Origin of the sequence: Cobetia sp. LC6 (assembly GCF_030264805.1) — a bacterium.
Taxonomy (GTDB): domain Bacteria; phylum Pseudomonadota; class Gammaproteobacteria; order Pseudomonadales; family Halomonadaceae; genus Cobetia.
In genome coordinates this window covers 37,613-53,951 of record NZ_JASSPL010000006.1, presented here as the reverse complement: position 1 = coordinate 53,951, position 16,339 = coordinate 37,613, and the positions used below count along the sequence as shown (strand labels likewise).

Annotated in this window: 14 protein-coding genes; 7 read left to right on the top strand and 7 right to left on the bottom strand. The window is 64.3% G+C overall.

Annotation, left to right across the window (positions count from 1 at the left end):
• Positions 1–2: 2 nt before the first annotated feature.
• On the bottom strand, positions 3–929 hold the full coding sequence (locus QQF40_RS09010) for a LysR family transcriptional regulator (protein ID WP_285461128.1): 927 nt from the start codon (positions 927–929) through the stop codon (positions 3–5).
• A 141-nt stretch (positions 930–1,070) separates the two neighbouring features.
• Here QQF40_RS09010 and QQF40_RS09005 point away from each other — a divergent pair, with 141 nt between their 5' ends.
• The 3 genes from QQF40_RS09005 (at position 1,071) to dacB (ending at position 3,472) form a co-directional block, all read left to right on the top strand.
• Positions 1,071–1,520 (top strand): PACE efflux transporter, encoded by a 450-nt coding sequence (locus QQF40_RS09005; RefSeq protein ID WP_285461127.1) that lies wholly within the window; start codon positions 1,071–1,073, stop codon positions 1,518–1,520.
• A 4-nt stretch (positions 1,521–1,524) separates the two neighbouring features.
• On the top strand, positions 1,525–1,854 hold the full coding sequence (locus QQF40_RS09000; protein WP_175089610.1) for a DMT family transporter: 330 nt from the start codon (positions 1,525–1,527) through the stop codon (positions 1,852–1,854).
• Positions 1,855–1,921: 67 nt separating this feature from the next.
• Positions 1,922–3,472 (top strand): D-alanyl-D-alanine carboxypeptidase/D-alanyl-D-alanine endopeptidase, encoded by a 1,551-nt coding sequence (dacB, locus tag QQF40_RS08995; protein WP_249330404.1) that lies wholly within the window; start codon positions 1,922–1,924, stop codon positions 3,470–3,472.
• A gap of 304 nt (positions 3,473–3,776) precedes the next feature.
• On the opposite strand, the gene QQF40_RS08990 is transcribed toward dacB, so the two are convergent.
• Positions 3,777–4,754, bottom strand: a complete 978-nt coding sequence (locus QQF40_RS08990; protein WP_285461126.1) for an MDR family oxidoreductase — start codon at positions 4,752–4,754, stop codon at positions 3,777–3,779.
• 247 nt (positions 4,755–5,001) lie between these two features.
• On the bottom strand, positions 5,002–6,534 hold the full coding sequence (gene nhaB, locus QQF40_RS08985; protein ID WP_285461125.1) for a sodium/proton antiporter NhaB: 1,533 nt from the start codon (positions 6,532–6,534) through the stop codon (positions 5,002–5,004).
• A gap of 287 nt (positions 6,535–6,821) precedes the next feature.
• Here nhaB and QQF40_RS08980 point away from each other — a divergent pair, with 287 nt between their 5' ends.
• From QQF40_RS08980 to QQF40_RS08965, 4 genes are all read left to right on the top strand, one after another.
• Entirely contained in the window at positions 6,822–7,193 is a 372-nt protein-coding gene (locus QQF40_RS08980; protein ID WP_043334615.1) for a diacylglycerol kinase, read from the top strand.
• A gap of 102 nt (positions 7,194–7,295) precedes the next feature.
• Entirely contained in the window at positions 7,296–10,385 is a 3,090-nt protein-coding gene (gene glnE, locus QQF40_RS08975) for a bifunctional [glutamate--ammonia ligase]-adenylyl-L-tyrosine phosphorylase/[glutamate--ammonia-ligase] adenylyltransferase (protein ID WP_285461124.1), read from the top strand.
• Between the two features lie 79 nt (positions 10,386–10,464).
• On the top strand, positions 10,465–11,232 hold the full coding sequence (locus QQF40_RS08970; protein WP_175089606.1) for a hypothetical protein: 768 nt from the start codon (positions 10,465–10,467) through the stop codon (positions 11,230–11,232).
• 173 nt (positions 11,233–11,405) lie between these two features.
• Entirely contained in the window at positions 11,406–12,290 is an 885-nt protein-coding gene (locus QQF40_RS08965) for an ion transporter (protein ID WP_175089605.1), read from the top strand.
• A gap of 126 nt (positions 12,291–12,416) precedes the next feature.
• Here QQF40_RS08965 and speD read toward each other — a convergent pair whose 3' ends face one another.
• The 4 genes from speD to QQF40_RS08945 form a co-directional block, all read right to left on the bottom strand.
• Positions 12,417–13,211, bottom strand: a complete 795-nt coding sequence (speD, locus tag QQF40_RS08960) for an adenosylmethionine decarboxylase (protein ID WP_175089604.1) — start codon at positions 13,209–13,211, stop codon at positions 12,417–12,419.
• Positions 13,212–13,524: 313 nt separating this feature from the next.
• Positions 13,525–13,950: an OsmC family protein gene (locus tag QQF40_RS08955; protein ID WP_285461180.1), complete on the bottom strand. Its 426-nt coding sequence runs from the start codon at positions 13,948–13,950 to the stop codon at positions 13,525–13,527.
• A 211-nt stretch (positions 13,951–14,161) separates the two neighbouring features.
• Positions 14,162–15,022, bottom strand: coding sequence for a nucleotidyltransferase family protein (locus tag QQF40_RS08950; RefSeq protein WP_285461123.1), 861 nt, complete (start codon positions 15,020–15,022; stop codon positions 14,162–14,164).
• Positions 15,022–16,269: an aminoglycoside phosphotransferase family protein gene (locus QQF40_RS08945; RefSeq protein ID WP_175089602.1), complete on the bottom strand. Its 1,248-nt coding sequence runs from the start codon at positions 16,267–16,269 to the stop codon at positions 15,022–15,024. Before QQF40_RS08945 ends, QQF40_RS08950 begins: the two co-directional genes overlap by 1 nt.
• Between the last annotated feature and the right edge of the window lie 70 nt (positions 16,270–16,339).

Here is a 16,339-nt window from a genome sequence, read left to right as displayed (position 1 = left end):
AATCACGCCGGTGGCAGATTCTGGTTGGCGATAGCGGCGTGGCTGTTGTGGAAGGTGTCGCGCAGTGACTGGCGCAGCCAGCTTGCCGCGGGGCCACGAGGGCTGTCGCGGCGCGCGATCAGTTCGATATCGATGTCGGCGGTGGCGCCCAGCGCGCTCAAGTCCAGAATCTTCAAACGCTGCTGGAAGGGCGGGTAGTGGGCGATATGGCGCGGAACCTGCGCCCAGCCCAGTCCGCGCGTCGTCAGCTCAGCCATCGCATAGAAGCTGTTGAGCTGCCAGAAGCGCTGTGAGCGTGGCCCCTCGTGGCCGGGTTCCAGTTGCTGGCGTTGACCGATCATCAGCTGGCGGTGATCCGCCAGGTCGCTGTGGGTCGGGCTCTCAAGCTGCGCCAGCGGATGGTTGCGTGCCACGATCAGCACCTGCTCCAGTCGCCCCAGCGCCTCGCGCTCCAGCGCCATGACACCCAGTGGCTGATAGAACAGGATGCCGAGATTGGCCTGGTGCTGCTCCACCCAGCGGGCCACCTCATCCTGCGCGCCATTGAGCAGATTCAGCGTCAGCGTCGGGTATTGCACCGCCATCTTTTCCAGTACCGCCATCACCGGCGGCATTTCTACCAGCGCCTCATCGATCGCCAACGTCAGGCTGGCTTCCAGCCCCTGGCTGAGGGTGCGAGCGCGTGCCTCCAGGCGCTGGCATTGCATCAGCACGCTGTTGGCTTCGTGCAGCATGGCCTTGCCCGCGGGCGTCAGCACCGGCGTGCGAGGGCGGCGATCGAACAGCTCGCAGCCCAGGTCCAGTTCCAGATTGGCGATGGCGGTGCTGACTGCGGATTGCGCGCGCCCCAGACGCCGCGCCGCCGCCGAGAACGAGCCCGTCTCCGCCACGCAGCGCAGTGTCTGCAGTTTCTCCAGGGTCCAGTTCATTGCCTCGCCTCGCGCCTTGATCCATCTGAATAATAGATGGATGCCAACTTTAAACCATCTTGTATCTCTCTAGAATGCCTCCTCCATCCGCGTCGTTCCGCCCATCCGGCATCACACGCGGTGATCGAGAGGAGGTATGACATGCGTTCCAAGAAAGAACGTCTGGCCCAGGCAGGACTGCTGGAATTGGTCGGTATCCTGCTCGTGGCGCCGCTGTCGGCACTGGTCACGGGGCACGACCTGGCGAGCATGGGCAGCCTGGCGGTGGTGATGTCCACACTGGCGGTGATCTGGAGTACGGTCTGGAACTGGATGTTCGACCGCTGGGTACCGACCCGCCAGCGCAGCGTGGCCCAGCGCATCGCTCAGGCACTCGGCTTCGAACTCGGCCTGGTACTGGTGACCGTCTTCATCGTGGCTGCCTGGCTCGACCTCGGGCTGTGGCAGGCACTCCTGCTGGATCTCGGCTTCGTTGCCTTTTTCCTGGTCTGGGCCATGATCTTCAATCCGCTGTTCGATGCCGTGATGCGCCGTCTGCTGGCGCGCAAGGCCGCGCGCGAGCAGCAGCTGGTCCACCACAATACGAGGTGATTCGATGAGTTATGTCTTCCTGGCAGTGGCCATACTGGCAGAGGTCATCGCGACCAGTGCGCTCAAGGCCTCCGAGTCCTTTTCACGACTCGGCCCCAGCATGATCGTGGTGGTGGGCTACGGCATCGCCTTCTATTTCCTGACGCTGGTACTGCGTGATCTGCCGCTGGGTGTGACCTATGCGGTATGGTCCGGGCTCGGCATCGTGCTGGTCACCGTCTTCGGTGCGGTGGTCTATCGCGAGATGCCGGATCTGCCGGCCATCCTGGGGTTGGCGATGATCGTGGGCGGTGTCGCCGTCCTGCATCTGTTTTCCAGCGCCAGTCCTCATTAAGCTAGGGGCATCACGGCGCCTCCCGGCTGTGACATGGATGCTCACCGACGACGTCACTGGATGCCTCATGCCCCTATTTCGCACTGCACCGACCTCTGCGCGACCCTCCCGACTCTCTCCCCTGCTGCCTTTGCTGAAGGCGGCGCGCCCCGCAGCAGCGGGCAAGTCGCTGCGTTTCACGCGCTCGCTGCGCCGACTGGCCATGGCGGCCGGTGCGACCCTTGTCGTGGCGGGCCCGGCGCAGGCGGCGGGCTTTGACAATCTGACGCGGCTGACTGACAAGGGCTTCATCGTCAGTGCCCAGGCGCGCATGCTCGATACCGGCGAGACGCTGGCCTCGGTCAATCCCGACCAGCAACTGACGCCGGCTTCGCTGTCCAAACTCTATATCGCCGGTGCGGCGCTGGACCGTTTCGGTCCGCAGTATCGTTTCTCCACGCGTCTGCGCAGTACGGGCACGATCAGCGGCGGTGTCTTGACCGGTGACCTGGTGCTCGAGGGCAGCGGCGACCCGGCGCTGACCAGCGAAGAGCTGTGGCGGCTGACCGAGGAGCTGCGCTTTCGGGGCATCCGCCGTGTCGAAGGGCGCCTTTTGATCAGTCAGTGGCGTTTCGGGCCGGTGCCCTGCATCAGTACCGATCGCTGCAATGCCTCGCGGCGTTCCAGCAACGCCTATGATGCGCTGCTGTCGTCCGCGGCCAGCAACTATGCCAGCTGGTGCGTGAAGGTGATGCCGGGTGCGGGCAGTCAGGCGCCGGCGCGACTGGCCAGCTGCGATACCACCCAGCCCACCGAGATCTTCGATAACCAGGTCACTACGGTCGGCGCGGGGGGCAAGAGCGCCATCAATGCCCGCCGTACCACCAGTAACGGTCGCGATACGCTGGTCGTCACCGGCACCATTGCCGCCGACAGCCAGCCGCGCAGTATCTACCGCGCCGTCTCCAATCCTGCGCTGTACACCGGTGAGCTGATGCGCGACATCCTGGCGCGCGCCGGGATCACGGTGACCGGCGGGGTGGATATCACCTCGACGGCGCCGCCCTCCAGCGCCGCGCAGCTCGGTAGCGTCGAAGGCAAGCCGATGCAGGAGTTGCTGACGCGCATGCTCAACTACTCCAACAACTTCATGGCGGACCAGCTGACGCTGGCGCTGGTCGGCGGCAGTCAGGCCACCTTGCGTCAGGGCGGTGCCAAGCTTGAAACCTTCGCCAGCGCGATTCCCGGGCACGGCCCGCTGACGATGTATTCCGGCAGCGGCCTGACTTCCCAGAACCGCACCAGCGTCAGTGGGCTGGTGGCGTTGCTCGACAGCATGTATCACCGCCCGGCGCTGTTCCCCACCTTCGTGGCGGGCCTGCAGGCACCGGTCAATGGCCCGATGCGCTTCATCCGCCGTGGCAGCGAGACCTTCCGCAATCACGTGATGGTCAAGACAGGCACGCTCAACAACCCGGTGCCGGTGCGCGCCATCTCGGGATACTTCCGCACGCAAAGTGGCCGCTGGGGTGCCTTCGCGGTGATGGTCAACGGTCGGGCGGCGGTGCCTTATCTGTCCTGGCCGCAGGTGCTGGATCCGGTCGCCGAGGACCTGACCGCGATGATCGAGCGCAACTGAGCTCCTGATCTCGAGCGCATGACACGAAAGCCCCGCCAATCGGCGGGGCTTTCGTGTTCATGGCCTGAATGACAGACACAAAAAACCCCGCCCGAAGGCGGGGTGGTCCTCCACACGCCCGGCATGGCTGAGGGGAGGGCACTCGGGACGCTCGACAGGGCGCAACGAGATAACAAGAGCATAGCGTTGTGTGAGGGCATTGGCTAACGCCAAAATCGCTATTGCACCGCAACAATCAAGGACTTGAAGCGTTCTTGGCGCTGCGAGGACAAATTTTCCGTCGCGAGTCGTGCGTCGAGTGTCTTCAGCGCGTCGGGTCGAGCAGCACGCGACCGCTGACGCGTCCGTCGATCATCGCCTCGGCGCGCTCGGCCAGGCCTTCCAGACCGACCGTCTCGAGCTGCATCTGGGCGTGCATCTCATCCGGCAGGTCGGCCAGACGCTGCCAGACCTTTCGACGACGTTCGGCATTGATCATGACGCTATCGACGCCCAGCAACGAGACGCCGCGCAGGATGAACGGCATCACGCTGGTGGGCAGGTCGGCGCCCGCCGCGAGGCCCACGGCCGCCACCTTGCCATCGTAATTCATCTGCGCCAGCAGATTGGCCAGCACCTGGCCACCGGCAGTATCCACGGCGCCTGCCCAGCGGCTCTTTTCCAGTGGGCGGCCCTTGTCCTCGAAATCACTGCGCAGATGGACTTCGCTCGCGCCCAGTGACTCGAGCCATTCGCGCTGCTCGGCCTTGCCGCTGACCGCGTGAACCTCGAAGCCTTGCTTGGCCAGCATCTGCACGGCCCAGCTGCCGACCCCGCCGGTGGCGCCGGTGACGATCGCCGGGCCCTGCTCGGGCGTCAGGCCGGCCTCCTCGAGGCGCATCACGCACAGCATGGCAGTCAAACCGGCGGTGCCGAAGGCCATGGCCTGCTCGGCGCTCAGATTGGCAGGGCGCTTGACCAGCCACTCGGGCTTGACGCGCATGCGCTCGGCCAGACCACCCCAATGGCGCTCGCCCACGCCCCAGCCGGTCAGGATGACCTCATCGCCCGGCTGATAGTCCGGCGAGTCGGAGGCTTCGACGCGTCCCGCGAAATCGATGCCCGGCACGAAGGGCAGCTCGCGGACGATCTTGCCACGGCCAGTGATGGCCAGTGCGTCCTTGTAGTTGAGCCCTGAACGCTCGATGGCCACCGTGACGGGCAGGTCAGGTAGCTGATCATCGGAGAGGTCGACGACTCGGGCGCGAGGTGTCTCTTCGTGCAGCATCAGTGCGCGGGACATGGCTGTCTCCTTGTGGATGGCGTTGGTGTTGGCGGTCTTCCTGCTTGAAGGGTGTCACGGCGTCTGATCGAGACGCGTCACCTCACAGTGCCTGCAAGCGACGCTGTGGGGAAGTCTCGCGATATCGACATTGGGATGAGACTGACGCAACCGGGGCCAGCCGGGTGTGCGGTTGGCCCCGGTAACAGGAGGCGCTGGCGGAAGGCTCTCGTCAGGCCTCTCATCAAGGTTCTCGTCAAGACGCTGGCTAGATGAAGCTGCGCACGGTGGCCAGCCCGACCAGCGTCATCAGCACCGTGTAGGGTAATGCCATCCATACCATGCGCCCGTAGGAAAGCCTGACCAGCGGCGCGATGGCGGAGGTGAGCAGGAACAGGAACGCCGCCTGGCCATTGGGGGTCGCAACGCTGGGCAGGTTGGTGCCGGTGTTCACCGCGACCGCCAGCGCATGAAAGTGCTTGCGGCTGATATTGCCGGCCACGAACTCGTTCTTGACCTGGGTGATGTACACCGTGGCCACGAAGACATTGTCCGAGATGGCCGAGAGCAGCCCATTGGCCAGGAACAGTGCACCGGCCTGCTCCTCGATGGGTAGACTGAGTACCCACTGGATGAATGGCTGGAACAGATGCTGCTCGTGGATGACCGCGACGATGGTGAAGAACACCACCAGCAGCGAGGTGAAGGGCAGTGATTCCTGGAAGGCGCGGCCGATCTGGTGCTCATCGGTGATGCCGTTGCCGGCGGTCAGCAGAATGATCACCGCCAGCCCGATCAGCCCGACCTCTGCCATGTGCAGTGCCAGCGCCAGTACCAGCAGCACGGCCACCACGGCCTGCACGATCAGCGCGGCGCGTTCCCGCGGCGTGCGCCGTGCATCCTGATGATGATCATAATCCTCGAGAATTCGTCGCACGCTGGCGGGCAGTCGCTGGCCGTAGCCGAACCAGCGGCCACGCTCAAGCAGCACACACAGGGCGAGGCCGGCGAAGAAGGTCGGCACGGTGACCGGCGCCATGGCGAGGAAGAAGTCGATGAAGTCCCATTCAGCGGCCTTGGCGATCACCAGGTTCTGCGGCTCGCCGATCATGGTGCTGACGCCTCCCAGCGCGGTTCCCACCGCGCCATGCATCAGCAGCGAGCGCAGAAAGCCGCGGAAATCCTCGAGGTCTTCACTGTGCACGGCCTCGACGCTGACATCGTTGGCATGGTCATGCTGGGTATCGAAATGCTTGCCCGAGGCCACCTTGTGGTAGACGGAGTAGAAGCCCACCGCGATGCCGATGATGACCGCCGTCACCGTCAAGGCATCGAGAAAGGCGGACAGCAGGGCGCTGGAGAGACAGAACATCAGCGACAGCCATGTCTTGGAGCGCACGCCGAGGATGATCTTGGTGAAGGCATACAGCAGCAGCGGCTTCATGAAGTAGATGCCGGCCACCATGAACATCAGCAGCAGGATCACCGGCAGGTTGCGCTCCATCTCCTGCATGATGGCATCCGGTGAGGCCATGCCGATGACGACGGCCTCCAGTGCCAGCAGACCGCCCGGCTGGAGGGGATAGCACTTGAGCGCCATCGCCAGCGTGAAGATGAATTCCCCCAGCAGCAGCCAGCCGACGATCACGCCACCTTGCGGGCCGCTGAACCACAGCAGTAGTGGGTTGGTGATCAGAAACAGGCACATCAGCTGCTTGTACCAGCGTGGCGACTGGCCGAGGAAGTTGCGCGCCAGTCCGCGGCTGAGCGTCTGGCGTGTGTCGTGTGATAGCGAAGGCATGGGCAGTTCCCGGCGTTGATTTGTTGTTGTTGGAGGACGGGATCGGCAATGCCGCTTCAGCGCGTGCTTTGCTATCATCGCCGCCGTCATCGAGCGCCTGGCGGTATTAGAGCACGCCCGTCGATGAGGTCTCGGGTAGCCTTTGGTCGTGAAATTCGCGCAGGCAGCGCTGCGCTGTCGCTGGCCGGTGTACTGCGAGCTTTCCCGAGGCGTGTTGCTGGCAGACGTCGTCCGATTGAAAGATCGGCCTTTGCAGCCCCCGTGCTGCTTCTGTACGAGACCCGAAGATGAAATCACGGCATACCGGCTTGACCCACCTCAAGCATTCCGCGCGTTACTCGCTAAAGGGCCTCAAGGCCGCCTGGAGCAACGAAGAGGCCTTCCGCCAGGAGATCGTGCTGTGCGCCTTGCTGCTGCCGTTTGCCTGGTGGATCGGTGATTCGCATGTCGAATGGCTGCTGCTGGTCGGCTCCACGCTGATCGTGCTGATGGTCGAACTGCTCAACTCGGCGGTGGAGTCCGCGATTGACCGCATCGGCCCGGAATTCCATGAACTGTCCGGGCGCGCCAAGGACATGGGTTCGGCGGCGGTGATGATCAGCCTGATATTCGCCGGGCTGACCTGGGGCACCTTGCTCTACGACAAGCTGTTCGGCTGAACGTCCTCGCCCTGGTCTCATCAATGGAAGGGGCAGCGGGCAGGGCCGTGTCATGTGACTGCGGCCTCCGTTATGCTGAGGGCTGGATTGAAGGAGACGACCATGCCCCAGCCATCCCCCGCGCAGTCCCGCCCACTGTTGCCCGCTGATTTCCTTGCGCCGTCATCGCTGCTGGCCGAGCAGTCGGCTGACAGCCGTGCCACGCTCGAGAGCGCCCTGCACGCCGCGCAGGAGCGTCTCGAAGAGAGCCTGACCCAGGCTGAGAATCTCAGCGAGATGCGTGGCGATGACAGCTCTCCGCTGGCGACCTTTCTGGCCCTCGATGAGCGTCAGCGCAGCCAGCTTGGACGTCTGATCACGCTGTCCGACTTCGCGCTGGAGACGCTGTGCCGTCGCCCTGAATTGCTGTCCGAGCTGCTCGAGAGCGGCGAGCTGGAGCGTGCCTTGCCGGTCGCCCAGCTCACTGAGCGCCTCGCCGCCGGTCTCGCCAGTGCCGAAGACGAGAAGACGATGCAGCAGGTGCTGCGGCGTTTCCGCCAGCTGCGCATGCTGGGCATCGTGTGGCGTGATCTCAACGGCGCCGACATGTGGCAGACCGCGGCGGCGGTCTCGCACCTCGCCGAAGTCACCCTCGAAGGCGCGCTTGGCTGGTTGGAAGCGTCGCTCGAGCCGCGTTACGGCCGCCCCGCGCCGGACCGCTTCGGTGAGCCGCAGCGGCTGGTGGTGCTCGGCATGGGCAAGCTGGGCGCCGGCGAGCTCAACCTCTCCTCCGATATCGACCTGATCTTCGCCTTCCCCGACAAGGGCGAGACGTCTGGCGGCCGCAAGTCTCTGGATCATCAGGAATATTTCACGCGTCTCGGCCAGAAGCTGATTGCCGCGCTGGACGCGATGACCGCCGATGGCTTCGTGTTCCGCGTCGACATGCGGCTGCGTCCGCTGGGGGACGGCGGGCCTCTGGTCGGCAGTTTCTCGATGCTGGCCAGCTACTATCAGGATCAGGGCCGCGAATGGGAGCGTTACGCGATGCTCAAGGCGCGCCCGGTGGCAGGTAGCGTCGCTGCCGGCGAGCGCCTGATCGCGCACCTGCGTCCCTTCGTCTATCGCAAGTATCTGGATTTCGGTGCCATCGAGTCGCTGCGCGAGATGAAGGCGATGATCAATCGCGAGGTCAAACGGCGCGGGCTGTCCGACAACATCAAGCTCGGCTCCGGCGGCATTCGCGAGGTGGAGTTCGTCGCCCAGGCCTTCCAGCTGATTCGGGGCGGGCGTGAGTCGGAATTGCAGGTCACCTCGCTCAAGCAGGCCTTTGCGCGCCTGCCAGCTCTGGGCTTGCTGCCGCAGGCGGTCGTGGATGAGCTGGTGCCGGATTACGTCTTCCTGCGCGATCTTGAACATGCCCTGCAGGCCCAGGCCGACCGCCAGACCCAGACATTGCCGCTGGATCCGCTGGGCCGCGAGCGTCTCGCGCTGGCCATGAAACTGCCCGATTGGGAGGCACTCACCGCGCGCCTGGAAGAGGTGCGTATGCGCATCCGCCATCACTTCGACAACGTGATCGCCGTGCCGGAAGACGACGAGGCCGAGCAGGGCGAAGGCCAGCAGGCGCTGGATGAATGGCGAGCGCTATGGCGCGGCGAGCTGACGACGGAGGAGGGCGAGGCACTGCTCGCCGAGAGCGGCTTCAAGAGTGCGGCTGAGAGTTTCCGCCGTCTCGATAGCCTGCGGCGGTCGCGTGCGGTGCAGGGCATGCAGCGCATCGGCTTTGATCGCCTCGATGCGCTGATGCCGCCATTGCTGCAGGCGCTGGGCTCGGCGGCGGGTGACCCCGAGAAGCCCGGCGAGCACGATGCCAGCCTTGTGCTGGAGCGCGTCTTGCCGCTGATCGAGGCGGTACTGCGCCGAACGGCCTATCTGGCGCTGCTGCGCGAGAACCCGGATGCGCTGGCGCAGTTGATGCGCCTGTGTGCGGCAAGCCCCTGGATTGCCGAACAGCTGGCGCGCTATCCGGTGCTGCTCGACGAGCTGCTGCACCCGCATAATCTTTATTCTCCCGCCGACAAGACGCGCCTCGCCGATGAGCTGCGCACCGCGCTGTCGCGCATCCCCGAAGATGATGAAGAAGCGCTGCTCGAGGCCTTGCGAGTGTTCCGCCATGCCCAGGTGCTGCACGTGGCGGCCTCCGATATCGCCGGTGCCCGCCCGCTGATGAAGGTCAGCGACTATCTGACCTTCATCGCCGAGGTGGTGCTGGAACAGGTGCTGGCGATGGCGTGGAAGACCCTGACCCGCAAGCATGGCTTCCCCATCGGGCGCGATGGCCAGCCGATCACCGGCGACAGCCTGAGTGGCAGCTTCGTGATCGTCGGCTACGGCAAGCTGGGCGGCATCGAGCTGGGCTATGGCTCGGACCTGGATCTCGTCTTCCTGCATGATGCGGCCAGCAAGGGCCAGACGGATGGCCCGCGGCCGCTGGACAACCCGCTGTTCTTCACGCGCCTGGGGCAGCGCATCATCCATCTGCTGACGGCGGTGACGCCGGCCGGTGCGCTCTACGAGGTCGACATGCGCCTGCGCCCGTCGGGCAATTCGGGGCTGCTGGTCTCGAGTCTGGCGGCCTTCCGGGACTATCAGCTCACCCAAGCCTGGACCTGGGAGCATCAGGCGCTGGTGCGCGCGCGGGCCGTGGCGGGAGACCCGGCGCTGGCGCTGGCTTTCGAGGAGGTGCGCCGTGAGGTGCTTGGTCAGCAGCGGGACGAGAAGACGCTGCGCCAGGAGGTGATCGCCATGCGCCACAAGATGCGTGATCACCTGGGCAGCAGCGCCAAGGACCGCGAGGCCGGCCAGTTCCATCTCAAGCAGGATGCCGGCGGCATCGTCGACATTGAATTTCTCGCCCAGTACTGCGTGCTGGCGCTGAGTCATCAGGTGCCTGCTCTGCTTGAGTGGAGCGACAACATGCGACTGCTGGAAACCCTCGAGTCCTGTGGACAGCTGCCGGGCGAGCAGGCCGGTGAGCTGCGCAAGGCCTATCTGGCCTATCGCGATGTCAGTCATCGCCTGGCGCTGGAGAAGCACGGCAGCCTGATGCGACTGGAGCAGCACCCGGTGATTGCCGCCCACCGTGAGCGGGTGATTACCCTCTGGCAGGCACTGCTGGGCGAGGATCAGGTCAGCAACAAAGAGTTTTAACGCCAAATCAATGCTCGCAATCCCCTGTCGCTGTCCCCAAGAAAGGGTGCACCAGACAACGTTGACAGGGGAGGTCAGCATGATGGAGTGGATCGCGAATCACTCGAAAACCATCTCGGCGATTGCCAGTGTCGGCTCGTTCTTCATCTGGCTGGTCTACGCGCAGCTGCTGTATCACAACTTCCGGCGCCAGCGCCGCCCGCGAGTGCTGATCAATCGCGGCAAGTCCAAGGGGATCGACAGTCTGTGCATCATCAGCAACATGAGTGCTGAGTCGATCTTCATCGAGCACATCATCGCCAGGCTGGATACCAGTCATGGCAGCCTGCTGATGGATGTCACCGAGTTCGAACGCAGCTATCAGGAAGGTGACGAGCAGGGGGACAACCAGCAGGACGGCGACAGCGAACAGCCCGCGCAGGGGGCTTCCAGCAGCAGTGAATGGCGTATCTCCGATACCACGCGTCAGGGGCCGCTGGGCTCGGGCGACTTCCTGCATATCGGGACTTTCTCTGAAGTCATCGAGCGCATGGCGCGCCGCAATGGCATCTCGCTCGACGGTCACTGGCCCAGCAATGAGCAGCTGGAATTCCAGCGCCTGACGCTGCAAATCATCGGCATCTACGGCAGTGAGGACCATCCGATCGGCGTCGAGCGTGCCTTCCGCCTGCACGATGCCAATGGAGAATGTGCGCTGGTACCGGAGCGCTGGGATTCCAATCGCCTGTCATCACGCAGGCAGCGTCACAAGTTGCGCAAGCTTTTGAATCGCATCAGTGGGGAGGACATCAGCGAGCAGTCCACCTTCCAGCCCCCGAGTGACGAGGAGTCGCGCAACAAGGCTTGATGAGCGCGGGTGCATGAGGCCAGAAATCCATGAACCACCGGACGCATGAGCCCAGGGATGCATGAACCATCGGACATATGAGTGCCCGGGCGCATGCCAGCGGTGGCTTCACACTGTCAGGGCGTCGAGGATGGGGTAGGCTTTCCAGAGCCCCATTCACGGAGAGTCTTCGGATGCAGGAACGCGTCACGCCCTTTCAGCTTTTCATCCTGGTGCTGTCGATCTATGTGATCGGCGCCATGGTGGTGGACCTTGTCTTTGTGTTGTCACCCCAGGTCCAGCGTCTGCTGGAGTACATGGACTACGTGGTCTGCCTGTTCTTCTTCATCGATTTCTGCAAGCGCTTCGCCAGTGCCAAGAGCAAACGTGAGTACATGAAGTGGGGCTGGATCGACCTGCTGGCCTGTATCCCGGCGGGACTCTTCCAGGGCGCGAGGCTGTTTCGCGTGGTGCAGGTGCTGCGGGTGCTGCGCGCCATCAAGTCGATGGAAATGATCTGGAAGCTGCTGTTCCGCAACCGGGCCGAGGGGGTCTTCGCCTCGGCGGCCACCGCTACGGTGCTGCTGGTGGTGTTCGGCGCCCTGACCATGCTGATGGTGGAGACACCGAATCCCGACAGCCCCATCAATACCGCCGAGGAGGCGCTGTGGTGGGCGGTGGTGACGGTGACCACTGTCGGCTATGGCGACTACTATCCCATCACGACGCTCGGTCGCGTGGTGGCGGTGCTGCTGATGGTCGGGGGCGTGGGGCTGTTCGGGAGTTTCGCCGCCTATATCAGCTCGATCTTCATCGAGGATGACAGCGAGCAGGAGGCCCGAGCGGCGCGTGCCCAGCGCGACATGACGCGGGCGCTCTATCATCAGATCAGCGAGTTGACGACGGAAGTGCGCGAGCTGCGTGAACGACTGGATCAGGTCGCGCAGGAGCGGGGAGAGTCGCTGGCTGATCACGAGCGCCACCGCGAGGCGCTGCATCGCCAGGTGAATGAGGAGATGGAACAGCGCCTGAGAGATGCCGCTCCGCCAGACAGGGAGGACCCCGCCGGCGATCGTTGAACCGACAGGCAGATAATGAAAGCCCCCTGATACCGTGAGGTGTCAGGGGGCTTTTTTCGGACTGTCACCAGGCCTCAGCCAAGCGGACACATACGCTGTGGCGGTCGCGCATGGCTCGGGCGGTGATCAGTCGAAGTTGCGCGAGTAGAAGATCTCGAGCATTTCACGACGCAGGCGGCCTTCGATGTTGGTGGCTTCCTCGAAGGTCAGCTCGCGACGCGAGGTGCCGAAGAGGTAGTTGTCCAGTTCGAAGTCCTTGAGCAGCATCTTGGTGTGGAACATGTTCTCTTGATACACGTTCACATCGACCATCTGGTAGGCACGCTTGGTGTCTTCCGCCAGGTAATCCTGGATGGAGGTGATGTCGTGATCGATGAACAGTTTCTTGCCATCCACGTCGCGCGTGAAGCCACGCACACGGTAGTCCATGGTCACGATATCGGAATCGAAGCTGTGGATCAGATAGTTCAGCGCCTTCAGCGGGCTGATCATGCCACAGGTCGAGACATCGATATCCAGACGGAAGGTGCTGATGCCGTTGTCCGGGTGGGACTCGGGATAGGTGTGCACCGTGACGTGAGACTTGTCCAGATGGCCGACGACCGTTTCCGGCAACGGGCCCGGGCCCGGCGCGGTCTGGGACGCGTCCTGCTCTTCCAGCTCGTGCTCGGCGATCAGGATGGTCACGCTGGCGCCATGCGGCTCGTAGTCCTGACGTGCGATGTTCAGCACGTGGGCACCGATGATGTTGGTGACATCCTTGAGGATCTGGGTAAGACGCTCGGCATTGTAGAGCTCATCGATATAATCGATATACGCCGTGCGCTGCTCTTCGGTCTGCGCGTAGCAGATGTCGTAGATATTGAAGCTCAACGAACTGGTGAGGTTGTTGAACCCGTGAAGGCGGAGTTGATCGCTCACGTCCAGGCCTCCTTGAGATGGGAGGGTGGTATGACATCCGATGCGCCATTGCAATGGGGTAGAGGCAGGCATCGGGCCGAAGAGGACATCTCGAAAGGTCCGTCCCGGGCGCTGGCAGCATGACTCACAGGGAGCATTGCGTGCCATCTTTGCCACGAGATGACCGGTGAGACGACCGGTTTGAGGGGCGTATTATGCACAGGCAGGGCTGACACGCCAGCGACAATTCCCGCCGGTCCAGGCGAGTCGTCGTCAGTGGTGCGCTCCCTCCCGCCGTCGGCGGGGCCTTGAGCGGCGGGAGGGCGAGGCGAGATCAGGCCGCGATGTCGATGACTTCGTAGGAGTGAGTGATCTCGACACCCCCGGCGCTCAGCATCAGGGAGGCGCTGCAGTACTTCTCGGCGGACAGTTCGACGGCACGCTTGACCTGGGATTCCTTGAGGTTGCGACCGGTGACCACGAACTTGACGTGAATCTTCGTGAACACGCTCGGCACGCTATCGGCGCGCTCGGCGCTCAGTTCGGCGTGACAGTCGGTGATCTGCTGGCGGGCCTTTTCCAGAATCTGGATGACATCGAAGCTGGTGCAGCCGCCCAGACCCATCAACAGCATTTCCATCGGACGCGGACCAGTGTTACGACCGCCGTTGTCCGGATTGCCGTCCATGACCACGCTGTGGCCGCTGCCGGATTCGGCGAGGAACTGGCGACCATCGGTCCATTTGATGCTGGCGTTCATTGCCATGTCGGAACTTCTCCTTCTGATAAGTCGTTGATGCGCCACCGGCCCGGCGCTAGCAGCCATAGGGGCCGACAGCGATAGAGGCTGAGAGTCATGCGGGCTGAGCGCTATGGAGGCCAAGGGCGCGGTGAGCACGATGGCGCACAGGGTAGCATTGTCATCGGCGTGCCCGGAGGAACGTCCAGCGCTGAGCTTATATCGCGCTGGCTCAGGCCCTGGCGTGGCTCAGCAGCTCATCCAGCTCGGCCAGGCGCTGTGGGGTGCCGACATCGATCCAGGCGCCGCGATGATGCAGGCCGCGCACCTCGCCATGCTGCATGGCGTCACGCAGCAGCGGCGCCAATTTGAAGACGCTGTCAGGGCCCTGGTAGGCCGGTGTCTCGGCGATGGCGCGGCGGATCAGGCGGGGTGACAGCCACGACACGCCGGAGAAGGTCAGGCGGCTGCCGGCCTGCTCGTCCTGCTCATCTTGCTCTTCCTTCTCGTCCTGTTCGTCACTCTCGTCGCGGGTTTCATCCTTCACAATCCCCGCCGGGGTGAGCAGGAAGTCGCCCTCGGGATGATGGGGCGGGTTATCCACCAGCACCAGCCCCGCCAGCGCCTGCGGCTGGTCGGCGTGTAGAGCCAGTGAATGGCTCGCCAGCGCCTGGATGGTCAGCAGCGTGAGGTCAACGTCGCACCAGACATCGCCATTGATCAGCAGGAAGGGCGTGTCATCGCCTGCGTCCTGCGTCAACGCACCGGAGAGTGACAGGGCGCGAGCGATGCCGCCGCCGGTTTCCAGTGGCGTCTCCTCGTGCGAGAAGATCAGTGTCAGGGAGCGCTTGCGCCCCTGCCAGCAAGCCTCGAGCTGGCCCTGGACATTCGGCTTCGCGGCGAAGTGGCTCAGAATCCTGTCGGCCAGGTGGCCGACATTGATGACGACCTTGTCCACATCGATCGCTTCCAGACGCAGTAGGTGGTGCTCCAGCAACGGCAGCCCGGCGACTTCCAGCAACGGCTTGGGGGTATGGTCGGTCAGCGGGCGCATGCGCGTGCCGAAACCGGCCGCCAGAATCATCGCGCGCATCAGTGGCTCCCTGGCTCGTCATCGGCATTTGCAGTGCTTTCCTTGCTTTCCCCACTTGCCGCAGCGCTCTTCGCCGTAGCGGCAGCCGCGTTGCGCTGCAGGCGGGCGGCGCGATCGGCGAGTGCCGCCAGCTCATCGTAATCATCGAGGTTGATCTCGGGGCGCTCGCCATTGACGAGACGCAGATCGCGGGCCTCGCATTCCTCGGCCAGGCGCAGTGACAGTGCCGGCGTCAGTACCTCATCCAGCCAGTGGGTGAAGGAGATCAGTTCCGGGCAGAAGGCCAGGCCTTCGCGCAGGTGGCCAAGGAAGCGCGGCATCAGCGTCAGGTAGCGGGGTTTGGCGTCCCGCAGCGTCAGGCGCGCGAAGATGCCGAGAATCTTGAGATTGCGCTGCACGCCCATGCGCTCGACGCTCTGGCGGTACTCGAGCGGGCTTGGTGCCGGCAAGCCGGTGGCGGCGTAGCGTGGCAAGGCGGCCAGGCGTGCCTGCTCGATCCAGCGCGCCATGGCGGGTTCCGGCCATCGCCAGTGACGGTCACGCAGCAGCGAGATCAGGTCGTAGTTCTCGGGGCCGCTGACGGCGTCCTGGAAGTCGATGATCCACAGCCGGGGCTGGTCCTGGGATGCTGATTGATGCAGGAACAGGTTCTGGGCATGGAAGTCGCGATGCACGCTCACCACCGGTTGCGCGCTGGCGGCCGCGAGCAATTGGTCTCTCAGCTTGCCCCAGGCGGCGTAGCGGCGGTCATGCGGCATGTCGAGAAGCTGGCCAAGACACCAATCCGGAAACAGCTCCAGCTCGGCGGACAGCCGGGCGTCGTCATAGGCAGGCAGGTTGCCGGGTGGCAGCTGATGCAGCTGCTCGAGCAGCCCGATGGCTTCGCCATAGTAGTGGTCGGCGTGCTCGGTGCTGGTCAGGGCGGTCATCAGCGGGGTGTCGCCGAGGTCTTCCAGCTCCAGGAAGCCGAGTGACTCGTCGAAGGCGAAGACCTCGGGCAGCGGCAGGCCGGCGTCACGCCATTGGCGGGCGATGGCGACGAAGCCGTGACTGTCTTCCTTCTCGGGCGGCGCGTCCATCAGGATGCGCGCCGGCGTGGCCGGGTCGAGCTCCTCGAGGTGCAGGCGGAAATAGCGGCGGAAGCTGGCGTCGTCAGCCACGGCGCTCATGCGCACGGCCTCTGGCGTGAGGTCGTGGCGGGCGGCGGCCCAGGCGTGCAGCGCCTGGCGGCGGGCGTCGGATGTCATGGGGCTTGGGCTCCTGTCAGCGTGTGCGGGGCCGGCTGTCAGTTGACGCCTGTGCCGCGGCCCCGCATGC